Below are 19,128 nucleotides of genomic sequence, written 5' to 3'. Positions count from 1 at the left end.
CCGCGCCGGGATGAAAATCAGACCCCGCCCTGTTGGTGCCTTCCGGTAGATCAGCGGAAACGGGCGAAACGGGAGGCCGGAACGTGGTGTCGGCGGCGGGGGAGAAACAGGGGCGCACGGCGGAGCGGGGGTGGGCCAAGCGGCTGTGGGGCTACGCCTGGCGGCACCGGCTGGACGTCGTGCTCGCGCTCGGCTCGTCGCTGGGCGGCATGGCGCTCATGGCGCTCGTGCCGCTCATCACGAAGATCGTCATCGACGACGTGATCGGGGACGGCGGCGGCTCCCTCGGCCTGTGGATCGGGGTGCTCGTCGCCGCGGCCGTCGCCGTGTACGCGCTGACGTACGTCCGCCGCTACTACGGCGGCCGCCTCGCGCTCGACGTCCAGCACGACCTGCGGACCGACATGTACGGGACGATCACCCGGCTCGACGGGAGGCGGCAGGACGAGCTGTCCACCGGGCAGGTCGTCGGGCGGGCCACCAGCGACCTCCAGCTCATCCAGGGCCTCCTCTTCATGCTCCCGATGACCCTGGGGAACTTCCTCCTCTTCTTCATCTCCCTGGGCATCATGGCGTGGCTCTCCCCGCCGCTCACGCTCGTCGTCCTCGCCGTCGCCCCCGCCCTGTGGTTCATCGCCCAGCGCAGCCGCACCCGCCTCCACCCCGCCACCTGGTACGCCCAGGCGCAGGCCGGGCACGTCGCCGGGGTCGTCGACGGGGCCGTCACCGGGGTGCGGGTCGTCAAGGGCTTCGGGCAGGAGGACCAGGAGACCGGCAAGCTCCGCGACGCCGGCCGGGAGCTGTTCGCCGCCCGCCTGCGCACCATCCGGCTGAACGCCCGCTACACCCCCGCCCTGCAGGCCGTGCCCGCGCTCGGCCAGGTCGCCATGCTGGCGCTCGGCGGGTGGCTCGCCACCCGCGGGGAGATCACGCTCGGCACGTTCGTCGCCTTCTCCACCTACCTCGCCCAGCTCGTCGGCCCGGTGCGGATGCTCGCCATGGTCCTCACCGTCGGCCAGCAGGCCCGCGCCGGCGTCGAGCGCGTCCTGGAGCTGATCGACACCGAGCCGTCCCTGAAGGACGGCACCGGGGAGCTGCCCGCCGACGCCCCCGCCGGCATCGAGTTCGACGACGTCTCCTTCTCCTACGGCGACGACGGGCCCGCCGTCCTCGACGGCTTCTCCCTCACCGTCCGGCCCGGCGAGACCGTCGCCGTCGTCGGCGCGTCCGGCAGCGGCAAGTCCACCGTCTCCCTGCTGGTCCCCCGCTTCTACGACGTGACCGGCGGCGCCGTCCGGGTCGGCGGCCACGACGTGCGGGACCTGACCCTGGAGTCGCTGCGCGCCGCCGTCGGCCTCGTACCGGAGGACAGCTTCCTCTTCTCCGACACGGTCCGCGCCAACATCGCCTACGGGCGGCCCGACGCCACCGACGAGGAGGTCGAGGCCGCCGCCCGCGCCGCCCAGGCCGACCGGTTCATCGCCGAACTGCCCGACGGGTACGGCACCACCGTCGGCGAGCACGGGCTCACCCTCTCCGGTGGGCAGCGCCAGCGCATCGCCCTCGCCCGGGCCATCCTCACCGACCCCCGGCTGCTCCTCCTCGACGACGCCACCTCCGCCGTCGACGCGCGCGTGGAGCACGAGATCCACGAGGCGCTGCGCTCCGTCATGGCCGGGCGGACCACCCTCCTCATCGCCCACCGCCGCTCCACCCTCAACCTCGCGGACCGCATCGCCGTCATCGACGGCGGGCGCCTGGCCGACATCGGCACCCACGAGGAGCTCCAGGAGCGCTCCGCCCTGTACCGGCGGCTGCTCACCGACCCCGACGAGCTGGGCGGCGTCTCCCCCGGCCACGCCCCCCGGGCGCACGTCCCCGACGAGGACGACCGCACCGTACGGGAGGAGCTGAACGCCGAGTTCGACGCCGAGCGCGGCATCACGCCCGCCCTCTGGGACCGCGGGGCCGCCGTGTCCGGCCCGGCCGCCGCGCCCGGCGCCACGCCCGAACTGCTCGCCCGGCTGGAGGCGCTGCCCCCGGCGGCCGACACCCCGGACGTGGACGAGGCCGGCGCCGTGCGGCCCGAGGAGTCGTACGGGCTGCGCCGCCTGCTGCGCGGCTTCGGGGCGCCGCTGCTGGTGAGCCTGCTGTTCGTCGCCGTCGACGCCGGGATGGGCCTGCTGCTGCCCGTGCTGATCCGGCACGGCATCGACGAGGGCGTCACCCGGCTGGCGCTCGGCGCGGTGTGGGCCGCGTCCGCGCTGGCGCTGCTGACCGTCGTCGTGCAGTGGGCGGCCCAGGTCGGCGAGACCCGCATGACCGGGCGGACCGGCGAGCGGGTGCTGTACGCGCTCCGCCTGAAGATCTTCGCCCAGCTCCAGCGGCTCGGCCTCGACTACTACGAGCGCGAGCTGACCGGGCGGATCATGACCCGGATGACGACCGACGTGGACGCCCTGTCCACGTTCCTCCAGACCGGCCTCGTCACCGCCTTCGTGTCCGTGGTGACCTTCTTCGGGATCATGGTGGCGCTCGTCGTCATCGACGTGCAGCTGGCGCTGGTCGTCTTCGCGACGCTGCCCGTGCTGGTCGTCGGGACGTTCTTCTTCCGGCGCGCCAGCGTCCGGGCGTACGAGCTGGCGCGCGAGCGCGTCAGCGTCGTCAACGCCGACCTCCAGGAGTCCGTCGCCGGGCTGCGGATCGTGCAGGCCTTCCGCCGCGAGCGGTCGGGCGGCGCCCGGTTCACGCGGCGCAGCCTGGAGTACCGCGAGGCGCGGGTGCGCGGCCAGTGGCTGATCTCCGTGTACTTCCCGTTCGTGCAGCTGCTGTCGTCGCTGGCCGCGGCGGCGGTGCTGGTCGTCGGCGCGGGCCGCATCGAGGCGGGCACGCTGACGCCGGGCGCCCTCGTCGCGTACCTGCTGTACATCGACCTGTTCTTCGCGCCCGTGCAGCAGCTGTCGCAGGTCTTCGACGGCTACCAGCAGGCGTCCGTGTCGCTCGGCCGCATGCAGGAACTGCTGCGCGAGCCGACGTCCACGCCCCCCGCCGCCGACCCGCGGCCGGTGCGGTCCCTGAAGGGCGAGATCGCCTTCGAGGACGTGACCTTCGCGTACGGCGACGACGAGGAGGCGCTGAGCGGGGTCTCCCTGCGCATCCCGGCCGGGCAGACCGTCGCGTTCGTCGGCGAGACCGGCGCGGGCAAGTCGACGCTGGTGAAGCTGGTCGCCCGGTTCTACGACCCGACGTCCGGGCGGGTCACCGTCGACGGCACCGACCTGCGGGAGCTGGACCTCACCGCGTACCGGCACCGCCTCGGCGTCGTCCCGCAGGAGGCGTACCTCTTCCCCGGCACGGTGCGGGACGCCATCGCCTACGGGCGGCCCGGCGCGACCGACGCCGAGGTGGAGGCCGCGGCGCGGGCGGTCGGCGCGCACGACATGGTCGCCACGCTGGACGGCGGGTACCTCCACGAGGTCGCCGAGCGCGGGCGCAACCTGTCGGCGGGCCAGCGGCAGCTGATCGCCCTGGCGCGCGCCGAGCTGGTCGCCCCGGACGTGCTGCTGCTCGACGAGGCGACGGCGGCGCTGGACCTGGCCACGGAGGCCCAGGTCAACGCCGCCACCGAGCGCCTGGCGGGCCGCCGCACCACCCTGGTCGTCGCCCACCGCCTCACCACGGCCGCCCGCGCGGACCGCGTGGTGGTCATGGACCACGGCCGGGCCGTCGAGGACGGCACCCACGAGGAGCTCCTGGCCCGCGGCGGCCGGTACGCCGAACTGTGGCGCACCTTCGTGGGCGAGCCCGAGCCGGAGCACGTGGGCTGAGGCGGGGGCGCCGTGCCGGTTCCGGCGGCGCCCGCCCCGCCGAGGGCCTCCGGGAGCGGGGCCCTCTTTCGTGCGCCGGCGAGCGCCGGGCGGCGCGGGGGAGGGGGCGGGGCCGCATCGTCCGGCGCCCCGCCGGCCCCGTACTCCGGCCCGGCGGCGTCCGGGCGGAGGGCGCCGGCCCTTCGCGGGTGGCGCGGCCCGCCCCGCCCTCCGCGGCCCACCGGCCCGCTCCCGCCCCGCGACCGGCAGATCCTACTTCTGCCGGTGATTTTGCATGGTCCGCCCCCGCACGCCCGTGATCGACTGTCCGAAGGCGCCGGGGGCGCCGGTCCTTCCCCTCCCCGGCACGACCGCACCACTCGGCAAAGGAACACGGACATGCGCAGATTCAGGAGTGCCCTCGCGGCGACCGCGGCCCTGGCGGCCTTCGCGGGGCTGGGGGCCGCGGCGGCGCCCGCACAGGCGGCGACCTACTGCACGAACAAGGGGCAGAAGTACCTCTGCGAGTACGGCGTCTCGACCACGAAGTTCCTCAACGGGACGAAGGAGGAGTTCGTCGTCGGCGCCGACCACGCGGTGTGGACGAACTGGACCCACCCCGACGGCTCCTGGAACGGCTGGGTGTCCATGGGCGGATGGGTCCAGAGCCGCGTGAACGTCGACCCCGAGGAGACCAGCAGGACGCTCATCGTCATGTCGGCCATCGGCAAGGACGGCAACCGCTGGTTCCGGATGCGCCACACCAACGGCTACTGGACCGAGTGGCAGGTGAGCTGCCACGTCGAGCCGAACGGCCCGAACTGCCCGTGACCGCCGGCGTCCGCCCCGCGGGAGCGGCGCCCCACGGCTGAGCGGCGCGCGGCCGCGCGGGGACGGCGCCGGGGCAGGGCGGGGGCCCGGGCGCGCGCCCTGCCGTCCCCGCGCCACCGGCCGCCGGCCCCGGAGGGCGGAGGGCAACCCTCCAGGGGGTTCCCGCGTCGTACGCATGTACGGAGACCAGGAGAGGGGGACGGCGCATGTCCAGGTGGGGTACGCGTGCGTGGCGGGGGCGGGTCGCCGGCGCGGTGGCCGTCGCCGTCGCCACCGGGGTGCTCGGCGTCGCCGGGCCGGGCGTGGCCGCGGCGGAGGCCGCCGCGCTCGCGGGCTGCTCGGGGCGGCTGGCCAAGACCGTCAGGTTCGCCACCGGGGAACTGCGGGTCTACAAGAACCGCCAGTACGCCTGCGCCGTCACCGTCGCCAAGGCGCCCGGCGCCCGCCGCGCCATGTCCGTCACCCTCCAGCCGCGCGGCGGGCGGGCCGTCGTCGACGCCGGCCGGTTCACCCGGCAGGCCGGCCCGGTGACCGTCCACGCCCTCAACCGCTGCGTCCGCGCCGTCGGTTCGGTCGCCGGGCGGGGAGGCGCCACCGGCTGGATCCTGTGTTGACAGGGCATCAGGTGCACCGGGCCGGGGGCTGGCCACGCACCCGCGCGCACCGCTAGGTTCACCGCGACCGCAACGAACCCAGTGGAAGGCAGCGCATGCGCACGACGCTCAGATGGCTGCTGTCGCTCGTGGTGCTCATAGGCACCCTGAGCGCGGCCGGCACGGCCACCGCCGTCGGCCGGGACAGCACCGCCCCGGACATCAAGGACCGCATCCTCGCGATCCCCGGGATGTCCCTCGTCGAGGAGCAGCCCCACCCCGGCTACCGCTTCTTCGTCCTCACCTACACCCAGCCGGTGGACCACCGGCGGCCCTCCAAGGGCACCTTCCGGCAGCGCCTCACCCTGCTGCACAAGGACACCACCCGGCCCACGGTCTTCTTCACCAGCGGCTACGGCCTCAGCACCACGCCCCGCCGGTCCGAGCCCACCCGGATCGTCGACGGCAACCAGGTGTCCCTGGAGTACCGCTTCTTCACCCCCTCCCGCCCGCAGCCCGCCGACTGGTCCAAGCTGGACATCTGGCAGGCGGCCTCCGACCAGCACCGGCTGTTCGCGGCGCTGAAGAAGGTCTACGACCGCAAGTGGGTCGCCACGGGCGGATCCAAGGGCGGCATGACCGCCACGTACTACGAGCGGTTCTACCCGCGTGACATGGACGCCGTCGTCGCGTACGTCGCGCCCAACGACGTCGTCGACAAGGAGGACTCCGCCTACGACCGCTTCTTCGCGACCGTCGGCACCCAGGAGTGCCGCGACCGGCTGAACGCCCTGCAGCGCGAGGCCCTCGTCCGCCGCGAGCCGCTCAGGAAGCGCTACCAGGAGTGGGCCGCCGCCGAGGGCGCCACGTTCCACACCGTCGGCGGCGTCGACAAGGCGTACGAGGCCGTCGTCCTCGACTTCGTGTGGGCGTTCCGGCAGTACTGGGGCGAGCAGGACTGCGCGAGCATCCCGGACGCCGCCACCGCCACCGACGACGCCGTGTACGAGACCATCGACGCGTACTCCGGCTGGTCCGCCTACACCGACCAGGGCCTGGAGCCGTACACGCCGTACTACTACCAGGCGGCCACCGAGCTCGGCTCGCCGAGCCTGCGCCTGCGCCACCTGGAGGGCCTCAGCCGCTACGGCTACCAGCCCGCGCGCGCCTTCGTGCCGGACGACATCCCGGTGCGGTTCAAGCCGTGGGTGATGCGCGACGTCGACACGTGGGTCCGCCACAACGCCCACCGCATGCTGTTCGTCAACGGTGAGCACGACCCGTGGAGTGCCGAGCCGTTCCGCGTCGACCGGGGGGCGAAGGACAGCTACGTCCTCACCGCGCCCGGCGCCAACCACGGTGCCAACATCGCCGGCCTGACCGAGCGGGAGCGGGACCTCGCCACGGCGAAGCTCCTGGAGTGGACGGGCGTCGCCCCGGCCGCCGTCCAGGCCGACCCGGAGCGCGCCGAGCCCCTCGCCCGGTACGACGCCCGCCTCGACAAGCGCGACGTCCGGCGCGAGCTGACGCTCCGCCCGTAGCGCCACCGGGGACCGAACGGGGTGCGTGCGCCGGCGCCAGTGCCGGCGCACGCACCCCGCGCGCTTCTCCCGGTCAGTACGACAGGCCGTGCCCGATCGGGTACAGCACCCGCGACGGGTCGTCCGCGCGCTGCACCGGCACCGGCAGCCGGCCCTCCGGGCGGGCACGGCCGGCGAGGACCCGGGCGGCGGCCCGCAGCTCCACGTCGGTCCACGCGTACGCGGCGACCGTCGCCCGCTGGCCCGTCAGGTGCGCGACGTCGTACGGGTTGCGGATGGCCACCGTGACGACGGGCACGCCCGTCGCGGCGAGCCGCGCGACGAGGGTGCGCTGCGCGCTCGTCGCCGACACGTTGTACGTGCCGACGACGACCGCGTCCTTGCCGGCCGCCGCCGCGACCGCCTGTTCGATGCGGGCGGCGGACGGGGCGGTGCCCGTGGACAGGGCGGTCGCCGTGAAGCCGAGCTCGGTGAGGGCCGCGGCGAGCGTCGCGGTCGGCGGGCCCGTCGTCCCGGACGGCGACGCCGGGTCGGCGCCGACGACGAGCAGGTCGCGGTGGGTGAGCCGGTTGAGCGGCAGGAACCCGTCCGTGTTGAGCAGCAGCGTCGTGGTCGCCTCCGCGATCCGGTCGGCCGCGTCGAGGTGGGACCGCCTGCCGACGACCCGGTCCACCTTCTCGCGGGTGACGTAGGGGTCGCGCAGGAGCCCCAGCCGCGCCTTGAGCCGCAGGATGCGGAGAATCGATTCGTCCAGCCGGTCCTCGCCGATCTCCCCGCCGCGCACGGCGTCCAGCACGGCGTTCCAGGCCAGGTCCAGGTCCGGCGGGTTGAGCAGCTGGTCGCAGCCCGCCTTCAGCGCCAGCACCGGCACCCGGTCGTCGCCGTACTTGGTGCGCACGCCCTCCATGCCGAGCGAGTCGGTCACCACCACCCCGTCGTAGCCGAGCCGCTCCCGCAGGATGCCGGTGAGGATGGGCCGCGACAGGGTCGCCGGGTCCTCCGACGGGTCGAGGGACGGCACGACGATGTGCGCGGTCATCACCGAGTCGATCCCGGCGGCGATCGCCGCCCGGAACGGCGGCGCGTCCAGGGTCTCCCACTGCTCGCGCGTGTGGTGGATGTACGGCAGCTTGGTGTGGCTGTCGTCGGTGGTGTCGCCGTGCCCGGGGAAGTGCTTCGCGGTCGCCGCGACACCGGCCCCCCGGTACCCCTTCACCTGCGCGGCGACCATCCGGGCCACGGCCTGCGGGTCGGCGCCGAAGGACCGCACGCCGATGACGGGGTTGGCCGGGTTGACGTTCACGTCCGCCACGGGCGCGTAGTTCTGACGGATGCCCAGTGCGGCCAGCTCGGCGCCGGCGATGTGCGCGGCGCGCCGGGCCACGTCGCGCGCGCCGGACGCGCCGAGCGCCATCGCGCCGGGCAGCAGCGTCGCCGGCTCGCCCACGCGCGCGACGATGCCGTGCTCCTGGTCGGTGGAGATGAGCACCGGCAGGGGGATCCGCTGGGCGAGCGCGGCCCGCTGGATGCCGTTGGACAGGTCGGCGATCTGGTGCGGGTCGCGGGTGTTGTGCGCCCAGGTGAAGTAGATGACGCCGCCGACGTGGTACCTGGCGACCAGCTCGGCGGCGGTGCGCACGCCGATCTCGCGGAGGTTGGCGTCGACGTCGGCCTGGTCGGGGTGGGTGGCGGAGTGTCCGTACACCCGCATGACGAACAGCTGGCCGACCTTCTCCTCGAGGGTCATGCGGGAGACGGTCCGCACGAGCCGGCGCTCCTCCCCGTCGGCGTCGGAGGCGGCGGTGGCGGACGTGGGGGCGGTGGCGGCGGCGGTGCGCGGGAAGGCGATCCCGGTGGCGGCGGCCGCGGCGGCGGTGGCGGCGAGGACGCTGCGTCTGGAGGTGGCTCGGTGGTGCACTGGTGCTCCTTCCGGCCGTACGTGACGAGGGATGAAGGAAACTTCCAAGGTGTCACACGTAGGCGAAAGTAACTGCCAGGTCAAGGACGCGCGCAGGACGGACCCGCGACCGGCGCCGCCCGACGACCTGAGTGCCGGACACCGCGCGGCGCCGCGGCCGGGCCCGCCCGCACCCCCCGGGAGGGCCCCCGCCTAGGGTGGCGGCCATGGACTCCCAGACGTACCTCTCCGAACTGTTCTCGCTGGACGGCCGGGTCGCCCTGGTCACGGGCGGCAGCTCCGGCATCGGCCGGGCCATCGCGGGGGCGCTGGCCCGCGCGGGCGCGAGCGTCGTGGTCGTCGCCCGGCGCGAGGCGGAGCTGGCCGCGACGGTGGAGGAGCTGGAGGCGCTCGGCTGCCGCGCCGCCCGGGTCAGCGCCGACCTCGCCACGCGCGACGGCGTGCGGGAGGCGGCCGAGCGGGCCGCCGCCGCGTTCGGGGAGCCGGACATCCTGGTGAACTGCGCCGGGATCAACCTGCGCCCGCCGATGGGCGAGCTCGGCGAGGACGTGTGGGACACGACGATGGCGGTGAACCTGGACGCGCCGTTCCTGCTGGGCCAGCGGTTCGGGCCCGGCATGGCCGAGCGCGGCTTCGGCCGGATCATCCACGTCACCTCCCAGCAGGCGCACCGCGCGTTCGTCCAGAGCGGCGCGTACGGGGTGTCCAAGGGCGGTCTGGAGTCGCTGGCCCGCTCCCAGGCGGAGGCCTGGTCGCCGTACGGCGTCACCTGCAACACCCTGGTGCCCGGCTTCGTCCTGACCCCGCTCAACGCGCGGCTCCAGTCCGACCCCGGCACGGTCGAGGCGCTGGCGAAGCGGACCCTCGCCGGCCGCAACGGGGTCCCCGGGGACTTCGCGGGCGCGGCCGTGTTCCTCGCGAGCCGCGCCTCGGCGTACGTCACGGGCCAGTCGGTGTTCGTCGACGGCGGCTTCCACGCGCACTGAACGGCCCCGTCGGTAGCGCCGGTTCAGCCGCGCACGGTCACCCCGTACCGCAGGCGCAGCTGCCGCATCTCCCACCACGCCACGGCCGTCACCGACGCCGGGCCGCCGAGCAGGGCGCAGACCTGCACCAGCGGGGGGCCCGGCGGGGGGCCGCCGTAGGAGAGGTTGACGGCCGCCATCTCCCACACCAGGACGCCCGTCAGCAGCGCGGGCAGCGCGGCGTGCACCTCCGTCGTGTTGAACGCGCTGCGCACCGCCCGCCCCGACGAGAACACCAGGAACAGCGACGTCGCCAGCGCCACCACCAGCACCGACATGCCCATCAGCGCAGCGACCGGCTCGGGCACCCGCCCCCGCGCGGCGTCGCCGACGAGGACGCTGCCCCAGGCGAGCAGCGGCGTCGCGGTGAGCGCCCCGAAGTACCACAGGACCGACCGGATCGCCGGCCGCAGCCCCGCCCGCATCCTCGGGCGGGCCGCCGGCGGCGACAGCCGGAACAACACGAGGACCACCACGGGCGTGCTCAGCAGCAGCAGCCACGGCGTGAGCGCGAGCCGCAGGAAGTACTGCTCCTGCGCCTGGTCCCAGTCCTCGGCCGTGCCGTAGACGGCGAGGATCAGCAGCGACGCGACGGCCGCCGCCCAGGCCCGGGTCTTCTGCACCCGCGCGATGTCCGGGGCCCCGATCCGGCGCGCGTCGTACGGGAAGACCTGCCGCGCCTTCCTGCGCGCCACGCGGGCCATCGGGTAGCCGACCAGGATCGCCAGCGCGGGCCACACGCAGCACACGAACGGCACCCACAGCAGCGCCCGCGCCCCGCCCATGTACCCGAGCAGCTCCCGCAGGGTCGGCCACTCCTCCTCCCTGAACCGCTGCCACAGGGGCGGCCGGCGGTACGGGTGGGGGTAGTGCGGGTACGGGTACGGGTGCCGGTGGGGCGGGCGCGGCCCCGGCACGTGCGGACCGGGACCGCCGCCGTACGGATTCCCGCCGTACGGGTTTCCCCCGTGCGGACGGCCCGTGTACGGACGACCCGCGTACGGATCGCCCCCCTGTGGACTCTGTCCCCCGAACGACACGTCGACGTCCCTCCTGGATGGCGCACCTGCGGTGGCGGCGGAACCGGCCGGACACCGGTCAACTCCTATCGCGTAGGGCCGACATCGCGCCAACCGCCGCCCGTCCCGCCGTCCGTCCCGCGCCCGCACCGGGCACGCCCGCCCCGGAGACACCCCGCCCGCGCCCCCCCGCGCCGTCACCGGCCCAGGTGCGTGAAGCCCGCCCAGCCCGTCGGGTCCGCGGCGTCGATGCGCCCCACCCGGGGCAGCAGGTGGGCCGGCATGCCCGGCGGGGCCTCGCGGCGGTCGTCCAGCATCCACAGCTGGGCACCGCGCAGCGCCTGGCCGGGGGACCGGCCCTCGCGGCTCATGTAGTGGTGCGTCATGTACATCAGCAGCGAGGTGGCCTCGTCCGGTACGGGCCACAGCGACCCGACCACCGACCGGGCGCCCGCCACCAGGAACGCCGTGGCCAGGCTGTACGCCTCGTCGTAGCCGTGGCCGGAGACGCCGGTCCGGCACGCCGCGAGCAGCACCAGGTCCAGGCCGCCGTACCGGGCGGTGCCCTCCGTCAGCTCCTCCGCGGCGAACCGGCCGCCGGACAGCTCCAGGTAGGCGCTGTGCCGCTCGCCCGGCCGCACGACCCCGTGGCAGGCCAGGTGCAGCAGCCCGCCGCGCTGCCGGCGCAGCCAGTCGGCGACGGCCGCGGGCGTGGCCTCGCCCGGGCCCAGCAGCAGCCCGTCGGGGTGGAACGCCGCGTGCACCGCCCGGGCCTCCTCACCCGCGTGCGGCAGGTCGTGCGTCGGGTTGCCCACGACGAGCGCCTGCCGCGCGGCGCCCGGCCCCGTCGCGGCGGGACGCGCGGCGACCTCGCACAGCAGCCGGGCGGACGGCACGTACGAGACGCGGGCCTCCTGGCAGGCGTACCGGCGCCGCCCGCGCCGCCCGGCCAGGCGCGCGGCGTGCCAGGGCACCATGCCGAGCTCCGCCAGGGGGACCAGCACCAGCGACGGCACGCCCCCGAACCGCCGCGGGACCTGCCGGAGCAGCGGCTCCATGACGGTCCGCCCGGCCCAGTCGCACAGCCGCTCCAGGGCGGCGCGGCCGTCACCCGGGGGCGGCCCGGCGGCGGGCGGCGCGACGTACCCGGCCGGGCGCCCGACGTCACGCCCGGCGCGCCCCGGCGCGCCCGTCGCCCGGTACTCCGCCAACGCCGGTGGGTGCGCCTCCAGTTCGGGCAGGCGCACGAGGCGGACGGAGGCGTCCGGGGCGACGACGACCGCGGCGCCCGGCTCGCGCTCCTCGGCCGGCAGCAGGTACACCAGCGCGTCCGCGTCCAGCGCGCGCAGCGCCGCGGCGATCTCGGCCGGTGACGGCGCCTTCAGCAGCCGCTCCTGGTGCGGGGAGTCCGTCAGGGCGGCCAGCACCCGCCGCCGCAGCCGGCTGGACGGGCCCGTCGCGGCGGCCGGCGGCAGCCCGGCGACCGGCTCCGGCGCGGCCCCCGCCGTCCGCCACTTCTCCGCGAGGTCGTGCCGCCCCAGCGAGGCCAGCATCTCCGGTACGGTCGCCGCGACCGCCGCCGCGTGCAGGACGAGCCCCCGCCCCGAGTCCAGCGCCTCCACGGCCTCCTCGTACGCCCCGTCCGCCAGGCACCAGCGGGCCACCTCGTGTGCTTGCTCCCCGGTCAGCCGGCCGGTCGCGGCGGCGTGCGCGGTACCGGACTGGAGCAGGACGCTGCGGGCGCTGATCCGCACGCCCTCCAGACCGACACGGCGCGCCTCCTCGTGGTCGAGCCGCGCGGCGCGCCGGTCGAGGCGCCGTGCGTCGCCCCGGGCGCGGTACGCGCGGGCCAGGACCTGGGTGATGTTGTGCCACAGCGCGTGCTCCGGTCCGCCCGCCCGCCGTGCGTGCCGCAGCCATCCGATGCCCTGGTCCAGCGCGTCGGAGCGCTCGGCCGGCGGCACGCCCCCCGGGGCGGCCAGCATGACGTGCGCGGTGCCGAGGCTCAGCGCGTACCGGGCCCACCGCTCGTCGTCGGGTTCGAGCAGCTCCATCGCCTCGTCCAGCAGTTCCACCGCCTCGGCGATCCGTGCGGTGTCGCGGACGAGGGCGGCGTGGCCGGTGCGGGCGATGGCGGCCTCGCCGAGCCGGTCGACCCGGCCCTCGCGCGGCAGGACGGCGATCTGCCGCCGCACCTCCTCGATCGGCGGGACGGCGTCGGGGGGCGGGGCCTGTGGGCCGGACCGGTCGGGCCGGTCCCCCCGGAGCACCGCGAGCTGCGCGCGCATGATCCCGGCGTTGGACCGGACGGCGAGCCGGTCGACGTGGTCCGGCGCCATGCGGGCCGCCACCTCGTCCAGTTCCGCGATGTGCGCGGCCAGCGCCGCCCCGTCCCGGCGGAGCGCCGCCCGGCGGGCCCGGAACGAGGCGAGCTGCCCGGCCAGGGAGAGCCGCTCCGGGGCGGAGAAGGCGGGCGAGTCGAGGAGCCGGCCCATGTCCTCGATGGCGGAGTCGAAGTCGTCCTCGCCGCCGCCCAGTTGGGCCAGGTGGGCGCGCAGCCCGGCGTGCACGGCCTTCAGCGGGAGCTGCGCGGGGTCGCCGGGCGGCAGCATCGCCATGGACTCCTCGATCCGGGCCAGGTCCGCCTCCAGGTCGGCGGGGCGCCCGACGGAGTCGCGCAGCCCGGTCATGCCGTGGATGCCGGTGACGGTGGCCTGCCAGCCGGCGTCCCGTGGGCCGTGCTCCCGCTGCTCACGGGCCAGTTCGTCGAGCCGCTCCCTCCGGCCGGAGACCGCGGACGCCTGGTCGAGCTGGAGCATCGGCAGGACGGCGAGGATCTGCCCGGCCCGCGTGCCGGAGAGCAGCGTCCCCCGGGGGAGCGCCAGCCAGTCCCGGTACAGCCGGTCGTACGCCTCGCCGGCCGTGGCGCACCCCAGCCGCTCGCAGACGAGCGCCGTGACGCGCCCGAGGTCCGCGCCCCCGTCGCCGCCCCGCCGCCAGACCTGCCGCACCTCCCCCATCACGGCGTCGAGGTCGTACGTGATCTCCGGCATGGGCCCGCCCCCTCCGTACGGTCGTCCCGACCACGCTAGCGCCGGGGCGGGCCGTTACCGGGGCGGATACGGGTCGTCATCCGGCGGCGAGCAGTCCCTCGACGTGGGCGCGCCCGGCCGCGAGCAGGGCGGGCAGCTCCGGGGCGTCCGGGTACCACCGCTTCTCGTACTCCCAGCAGAACCAGCCGTCCGGGTCGAGGGGCGCGACGCACGCGCCCAGCGGCAGGGCGCCGGCGCCGAGCGGCACCGGCGTCGTGTCGTCGCGCCCGGCGCAGTCCTTGACCTGCACGTACCCGAGGTAGGGCGCCAGCAGCCCGTGGGTGCGCACGGGCTCCTCGCCGGCCCGCCAGGAGTGCATCACGTCCCACACCGCGCCCACGTGGGGATGGCCCACGGCGGCGACGACCCGGGCGACGTCGGCGCCCGCGGGGTGCGAGTCGTGGTTCTCCAGCAGGACCCGCACACCGGTCTCGGCGGCGACCTCGGCGGCGGCCCCGAGCCGCCGCGCGGCGGCGGCGTCGGCGCGCTCCCGCGGCTGCTCGCCGCCGCCGGGGAAGACCCGCACGAACGGCGCCCCGAGGTCGGCCGCCAGGTGGATCAGCCGGTACAGCTCCTCGTACACGGTGTCGTCGTCGCCCTCGGCGGCCACCCGGGCGTACCCGGCGACGCTCAGGACCTCGACCCCGGCGGCGGCGAACTCCCGCACCACCTGGCGCCGCTCGTGCGCGACGAGCCCGGGGTGCACGGGTTCCTCGGGGTGGGCCCGCAGCTCGACCCCCCGGCACCCGGCCTCGCCGGCCAGCCGCACCACGTCACCGACAGCCGTCCCGGGCACCCCGAGGGTGGAAAATGCGAATTTCATCCCCCGAAGCTACCCCCGTCCGCGCCGCCCGAACATGACCGGCCCCGGCCGCCGTGTGGCGGCCGGGGCCGGGGGCGTGCGGCGGCCGGGGCCGGGGGCGTGCGGCGGCCGGGGCGGTGCGGGCGGCTACAGGGTGACCACCCTGCCGCCGAAGGAGACCACCAGACGGCCGTCGGAGGCGTGGGACCAGGTCAGGGTGCCGGTGTAGGAGGAGCAGCGGGAGCCGTTCGTGCCGGTCCAGAACTGGTTGGTGGCGTCGGCGTCACCGACGACCTTGTCGTTCGTGCCGCCGCCGCTGCGGCAGGAGGTGTTGTTCCGGAACACCGAGCTCCCGGCCTCCCAGGTGTAGTTGCGCTGGGCGTTGTCGACGCTGAGGTTGTTCGACACCGTCATCGACCCCGGGTTGCGGTTGTACGTGAACCCGTGCTTGCCGTTGTCGTAGGCGATGCTGCGCCGCACGACGTGGGGGACGCCGATGTCCTCGCCGCCCAGCTTGTAGCCGTTGCGGTCGCCGCTGGAGTTCTGCGTGCCGTCGCTGAGGGTGCCGTTCTCGTAGGCGAGGGAGTCCTCGACGGTCACCGGGCCGATGGGGCCGGTGTCCGTCTTGGTGTACAGGTCCCAGCCGTCGTCGATGTTGTGGTGGGCCACCGCGTACCGGAAGACGTTGCCGGGGCCGACGGTGAGCTTCGCGGCGAAGCCGTCGGCGTCCTCGCCGTCGGAGTCGGCGTTGTCGTGCGACTCCGCGCCCAGGACGAGGTTGTGGGACGGCCACTGGTCGCGCGGGGTGGTGGAGGCCGCCCGCGACAGCTGCAGGCCGGTGTCGCGGTTGAAGCGGGTCACGGTGCGCTCGATGACGTTGTTGCTGCCGCCGACGAAGATGCCGTTGTCGCCGGCGCGCTGGACGACGAGGCCGTGGACGTGCCAGTACGACGCGTTGAGGGCGAGCCCGCGGTTGGCGGGGTCCTCCGCCATGGCGGAGAAGTCCAGCACCGGCGTCTCGCCCGGGTACGCGGCCAGCCTCGTCCGGGCGCCCGCCGTGCCGTTCCTGCCGGCCGGGATGGTGACGGTCTGCGAGAAGCGGTACGTGCCGCCGCGCATGTGGATGGTCCCGCCGGGGGCGATGCGGCTGATCGCCGAGGTGAGCGTCGTCGGCGCCGACACGGTGCCGGCGGCGCCGTCGGTGCCGTTCGGCGCCACGTACAGGGCGCCGTCCACGGGCGGCGGGGTGGTCGTGCCGCCCGCCTCCACGTCCAGGGCGTCGATGTTGGCCAGGCCGCCGGCGGTGGTGGGGCTGAACCGGACGGTGTTGCTCCCCGCGTTGAGCGGGACGGTGAGCGTCGCCATCGCCCAGGTCATCCAGGTGCCGGTGCCGGCGAACGACGCCGACCCGGCCGACGCGCCGTTGACCGTGACACCCGCGGGCCGCGGGGTGGTGGTGCCGTTGGCGTAGCGGACCGTCAGCGTCGCGGTGCCGGCCTGCGGGGCGTCCACCGTGAACTGCAGGGCCGCGCCGACGGCGTTGCGGCCGTTGCAGAAGCCGGTACCGGAGTACCCGGCGTGGTCGGTGTCGACGGTGCCGTCGCAGGTGGCGGGGGCGCGCTCGGCCTCGTAGCGGGTCGGCGCGGCCGACGCGGTGGCGGGCAGCACCACGACGGTGCCGGCCGCCAGGGCGGCGCACGCCAGCGCGGACAGTGCGGATTTCGTCCTCATGGGGGGTCCTCGTCCTTCTCCGTGGCCGCCCGCGGGGTGCGGGCGGGGGAGTGCGGCTCTCGACACGAGAGATGGAAAGCGCTTGCTAAGCTAGGAGTGCGCCATGGGCACGTCAATCACCGCGAACCGAGGGAAACTTTCGGACCCGGTCGCCTCGCCCGTCGCCCTCCCGCCCCCGGCCGCGCCCCGCCGCCTCGTCCCCGTCGTCGCGTCGGAGCGCCCCCGGAGCGGAATCCGGGGGCGTCGCTCCGGCCCCGTGCCCGCCCGGGCGGGGGAGGGCCCGTGCCTCCCGGAAGCCGCCGGCCCCGGACCGGCCGGGCCCGCCCGCCGGGCGCGCGGGCCGGCTCGGCGAGCGCCCCGGCACCGCGTACGGAGGCCCGGCGCCTCGGTGGTCCGCCGGAAGGGGCCGCGGACGGTGCGGCGGACGAGCCGCCACCGAGCACCGCGGCGCGCCGAGGGGCCGGCCGCTACCGGGCCTTTCCGCTCCGGACACGAGGAACTCCCGTGCAGTATGGGGGAGTCCGAGGTCCTGCGGTGGCGCGTGAGAGGGAGCGCCCGCCGCGGGGCGCGATCTTTCGGCTTCACGGAGGGGGCGTCATGGGTACCGCCTGGGCGGGGTTGCTGGTCGCTGTCGTGGGTGTGGCGGGAACGCTGGGGGCCGCGCTGCTGACGCAGAACCGCGCGGATCGCACCAAGCGGATGGAGCTCCAGGCCGCGGCCGAACAGCGCCGCGAGGAACGCGACCACGCCGAGGAACTGCTCCGGGCGGAGCAGGCCAGGCAACGGCAGAGCGAGAGCCTCGAACGCCGACGCACCTGCTACATCACGTTGAACACCACCGCGCGCCAGTACCTGACGGCGATGACCAACCACCTCCACGCACTTCAGCGCGGCGAGGACGTCGACGCGTCCCTGAAAGATCTGGAGACGGGTCGGTTCTCCTTCCGGGACAGTTACGCGGAAGCCCAGATGATCGCTCCGGACGCGGTACTGCGCGCGGCCAGCGCGGCCAAGAAGCACCTGAACACCGCATACGGCAAGCTCAGAAAGTACGGCACGCCGCCCTCCGCCGGTGACGGGGAACTGTCCTTCCTGGAGGAGGAGTTCCACCAGGAGGTCTGGCCCCACCTGGGGGAGATGAAGCGGGCCATGCGCGCTGACCTGGGCGTCGACGACTAGGTTCTGTCCAGCGGATCATGGCCTGCGGCAGCGAGCCTCGGGCAGTGATCCGCAGCACGCGACTTGGAACAGCGCGTCAGGCCAGGGAGAACTTGGCAACGTACTCGTCGAAGGGCTCGATCCCGACTTCTGCACGGAGCTCATTCATGCGCTCGGGCTCTTCACAGGGCCACGGAATCGGCGCCCCGTCCTTCACACCGGCGATTTGAGTGCCGTAGACCTGCTTGCGGCCCTCATTGACCAGCGTGCGGTCGCGCAGGAAGGCCAGCTCGCGCGGGCTGGCCGAGCCTGTCGACACCGCCTGCTGCATCAGATGGAGGGCGCGCCGCTGAACATCGAGCTGCCGGTCGGCGTGCTGGGCGATCAGCCATGCCGCGCGTGCGGCCTCCTCACCGACCAGTTCTGCCGTCGGCCAGCCGTATTCGTCCATGATCTCGCCCAGCCGGTCGCCGTGCCGTGCGGTCAGCCGCCGCCAGGCCAGCTGCTCGGCAGGGTCATCGCTGTTCGCGCGGACCGCGGACTGGTGATCGGCCGCAGCCATATCCGCGAGCTCCACGGCCAGCGCGGCAATGTCGTGCGCCACTCTCAACTCCCAAGATAAATCAGTGCGTTGTGCCGGTTGCCCGCAAGCCTAAAGGCGCAAATCAGGCGTAAAGATCATCCCGGAGAACGGTGACAGGCACCTCCCCACATGGGGATAATGGATCTATCCCTGAAGCCAGAGCCGGATCGCTACGACAGTCACGGTGCCCTGGAAGACATAGGCACGCTTGTCGAACCTCGTGGCTACGGCCCGGAAGTTCTTGAGGGCGTTGATCGTCCGCTCAACTTCATTCCTTCGCTTGTAGATCGTCTTGTCGAAGCCGGTCGGCCTGCCGCCGCGGCTGCCGCGACGCTTTCGGTTGGCCCGCTGGTTGCCCGGTTCGGGGATGGTGTGCTTGATCTGCCGTCGGCGCAGGTAGCGGCGGTTACGGCGCGAGGAGTACGCCTTGTCACCGCCGAGATGATCCGGGCGGGTGCGGGGATGCCCGCCGCCGAGGCGAACAACACGGATACGTTCCATGACGGGGATGAGCTGTGGGGCATCGCTCCACTGGCCCGGAGTGATCAGCAGGGCCAGCGGACGGCGCCCGCCCTCGCCGGCGAGATGAATCTTGCAGGTGAGACCGCCCCGGGATCGCCCGAGCCCCTCGTCGGGCCGGTGCTGCCGGGGCGTGCGTCTTTTCCCGGCACTCGCGGGGGTCTCCTGCGCGCTCCGGCGGCATGCTGGTGGGCCCGGCAGGAGGTGGAGTCCACACTCACCATGGACCAGTCGATACGGCCTTCCGCGTCGGCGTCGGCCAGGACGGCCGCGAAGACCGTGTCCCACGTGCCGTCCGCCGACCAGCGCCTGTGTCGCTCATACACGGTCTTCCACTTGCCGAAACGCGCAGGCAGATCCCGCCACGGCACCCCGGTGCGCTGCCGGAAGAGGATTCCGTTGATCACCCTGCGATGATTCGCCCAACGCCCACCCCGCTGGCCGGACTTCGGCAGGTGCGGACGCAGGCGTGCCCATTCGTCGTCTGTGAGATCTCCCCGCCCCATGAAC

At 74.7% G+C, this 19,128-nt stretch carries 13 protein-coding genes; 6 read left to right on the top strand and 7 right to left on the bottom strand.

Annotated elements, in window-relative coordinates:
* The first annotated feature begins 83 nt into the window (after window positions 1–83).
* From IE106_RS22090 to IE106_RS22075, 4 genes are all read left to right on the top strand, one after another.
* Window positions 84–3,827 carry an ABC transporter ATP-binding protein gene (locus IE106_RS22090; RefSeq protein ID WP_189536797.1) on the top strand — a complete coding sequence of 1,248 codons (3,744 nt, stop codon included), beginning with the start codon at window positions 84–86 and terminating at the stop codon, window positions 3,825–3,827.
* A 378-nt stretch (window positions 3,828–4,205) separates the two neighbouring features.
* On the top strand, window positions 4,206–4,637 hold the full coding sequence (locus tag IE106_RS22085) for a DUF8189 domain-containing protein (protein WP_189536796.1): 432 nt from the start codon (window positions 4,206–4,208) through the stop codon (window positions 4,635–4,637).
* A 206-nt stretch (window positions 4,638–4,843) separates the two neighbouring features.
* On the top strand, window positions 4,844–5,251 hold the full coding sequence (locus IE106_RS22080) for a hypothetical protein (RefSeq protein WP_189536794.1): 408 nt from the start codon (window positions 4,844–4,846) through the stop codon (window positions 5,249–5,251).
* A 95-nt stretch (window positions 5,252–5,346) separates the two neighbouring features.
* Window positions 5,347–6,771, top strand: coding sequence for a S28 family serine protease (locus IE106_RS22075; RefSeq protein WP_189536792.1), 1,425 nt, complete (start codon window positions 5,347–5,349; stop codon window positions 6,769–6,771).
* Between the two features lie 73 nt (window positions 6,772–6,844).
* Here IE106_RS22075 and IE106_RS22070 read toward each other — a convergent pair whose 3' ends face one another.
* Window positions 6,845–8,689 carry a glycoside hydrolase family 3 protein gene (locus IE106_RS22070; protein ID WP_189536790.1) on the bottom strand — a complete coding sequence of 615 codons (1,845 nt, stop codon included), beginning with the start codon at window positions 8,687–8,689 and terminating at the stop codon, window positions 6,845–6,847.
* 206 nt (window positions 8,690–8,895) lie between these two features.
* Here IE106_RS22070 and IE106_RS22065 point away from each other — a divergent pair, with 206 nt between their 5' ends.
* Entirely contained in the window at window positions 8,896–9,675 is a 780-nt protein-coding gene (locus IE106_RS22065) for an SDR family NAD(P)-dependent oxidoreductase (RefSeq protein WP_189536788.1), read from the top strand.
* A gap of 23 nt (window positions 9,676–9,698) precedes the next feature.
* Here IE106_RS22065 and IE106_RS22060 read toward each other — a convergent pair whose 3' ends face one another.
* From IE106_RS22060 to IE106_RS22045, 4 genes are all read right to left on the bottom strand, one after another.
* Complete coding sequence (locus IE106_RS22060; protein ID WP_229840683.1) at window positions 9,699–10,631, bottom strand: hypothetical protein; 933 nt, start codon at window positions 10,629–10,631, stop codon at window positions 9,699–9,701.
* Between the two features lie 299 nt (window positions 10,632–10,930).
* A complete protein-coding gene (locus tag IE106_RS22055) occupies window positions 10,931–13,786 on the bottom strand; it encodes a CHAT domain-containing protein (RefSeq protein WP_189536786.1) in 2,856 nt (951 codons plus the stop codon).
* Window positions 13,787–13,862: 76 nt separating this feature from the next.
* Complete coding sequence (locus IE106_RS22050) at window positions 13,863–14,648, bottom strand: sugar phosphate isomerase/epimerase family protein (protein WP_189536784.1); 786 nt, start codon at window positions 14,646–14,648, stop codon at window positions 13,863–13,865.
* 126 nt (window positions 14,649–14,774) lie between these two features.
* Window positions 14,775–16,358, bottom strand: a complete 1,584-nt coding sequence (locus tag IE106_RS22045; protein ID WP_189536781.1) for a right-handed parallel beta-helix repeat-containing protein — start codon at window positions 16,356–16,358, stop codon at window positions 14,775–14,777.
* A 597-nt stretch (window positions 16,359–16,955) separates the two neighbouring features.
* Here IE106_RS22045 and IE106_RS22040 point away from each other — a divergent pair.
* Entirely contained in the window at window positions 16,956–17,537 is a 582-nt protein-coding gene (locus IE106_RS22040) for a hypothetical protein (RefSeq protein ID WP_189536779.1), read from the top strand.
* A gap of 76 nt (window positions 17,538–17,613) precedes the next feature.
* On the opposite strand, the gene IE106_RS22035 is transcribed toward IE106_RS22040, so the two are convergent.
* Window positions 17,614–18,120 (bottom strand): DUF6624 domain-containing protein, encoded by a 507-nt coding sequence (locus IE106_RS22035; RefSeq protein ID WP_189536777.1) that lies wholly within the window; start codon window positions 18,118–18,120, stop codon window positions 17,614–17,616.
* A gap of 123 nt (window positions 18,121–18,243) precedes the next feature.
* Window positions 18,244–19,124 (bottom strand): IS5 family transposase gene (locus IE106_RS22030; RefSeq protein ID WP_189536995.1). Its coding sequence is split into 2 segments (ribosomal slippage): window positions 18,244–18,764 and window positions 18,764–19,124, totalling 882 coding nucleotides; the frame shifts between segments, so codons are not numbered across the junction.
* Window positions 19,125–19,128 lie beyond the last annotated feature (4 nt).

Source organism: Streptomyces roseolilacinus, from assembly GCF_014649335.1.
GTDB lineage: Bacteria > Actinomycetota > Actinomycetes > Streptomycetales > Streptomycetaceae > Streptomyces > Streptomyces roseolilacinus.
This window is presented reverse-complemented; position numbering and strand designations above follow the sequence as displayed.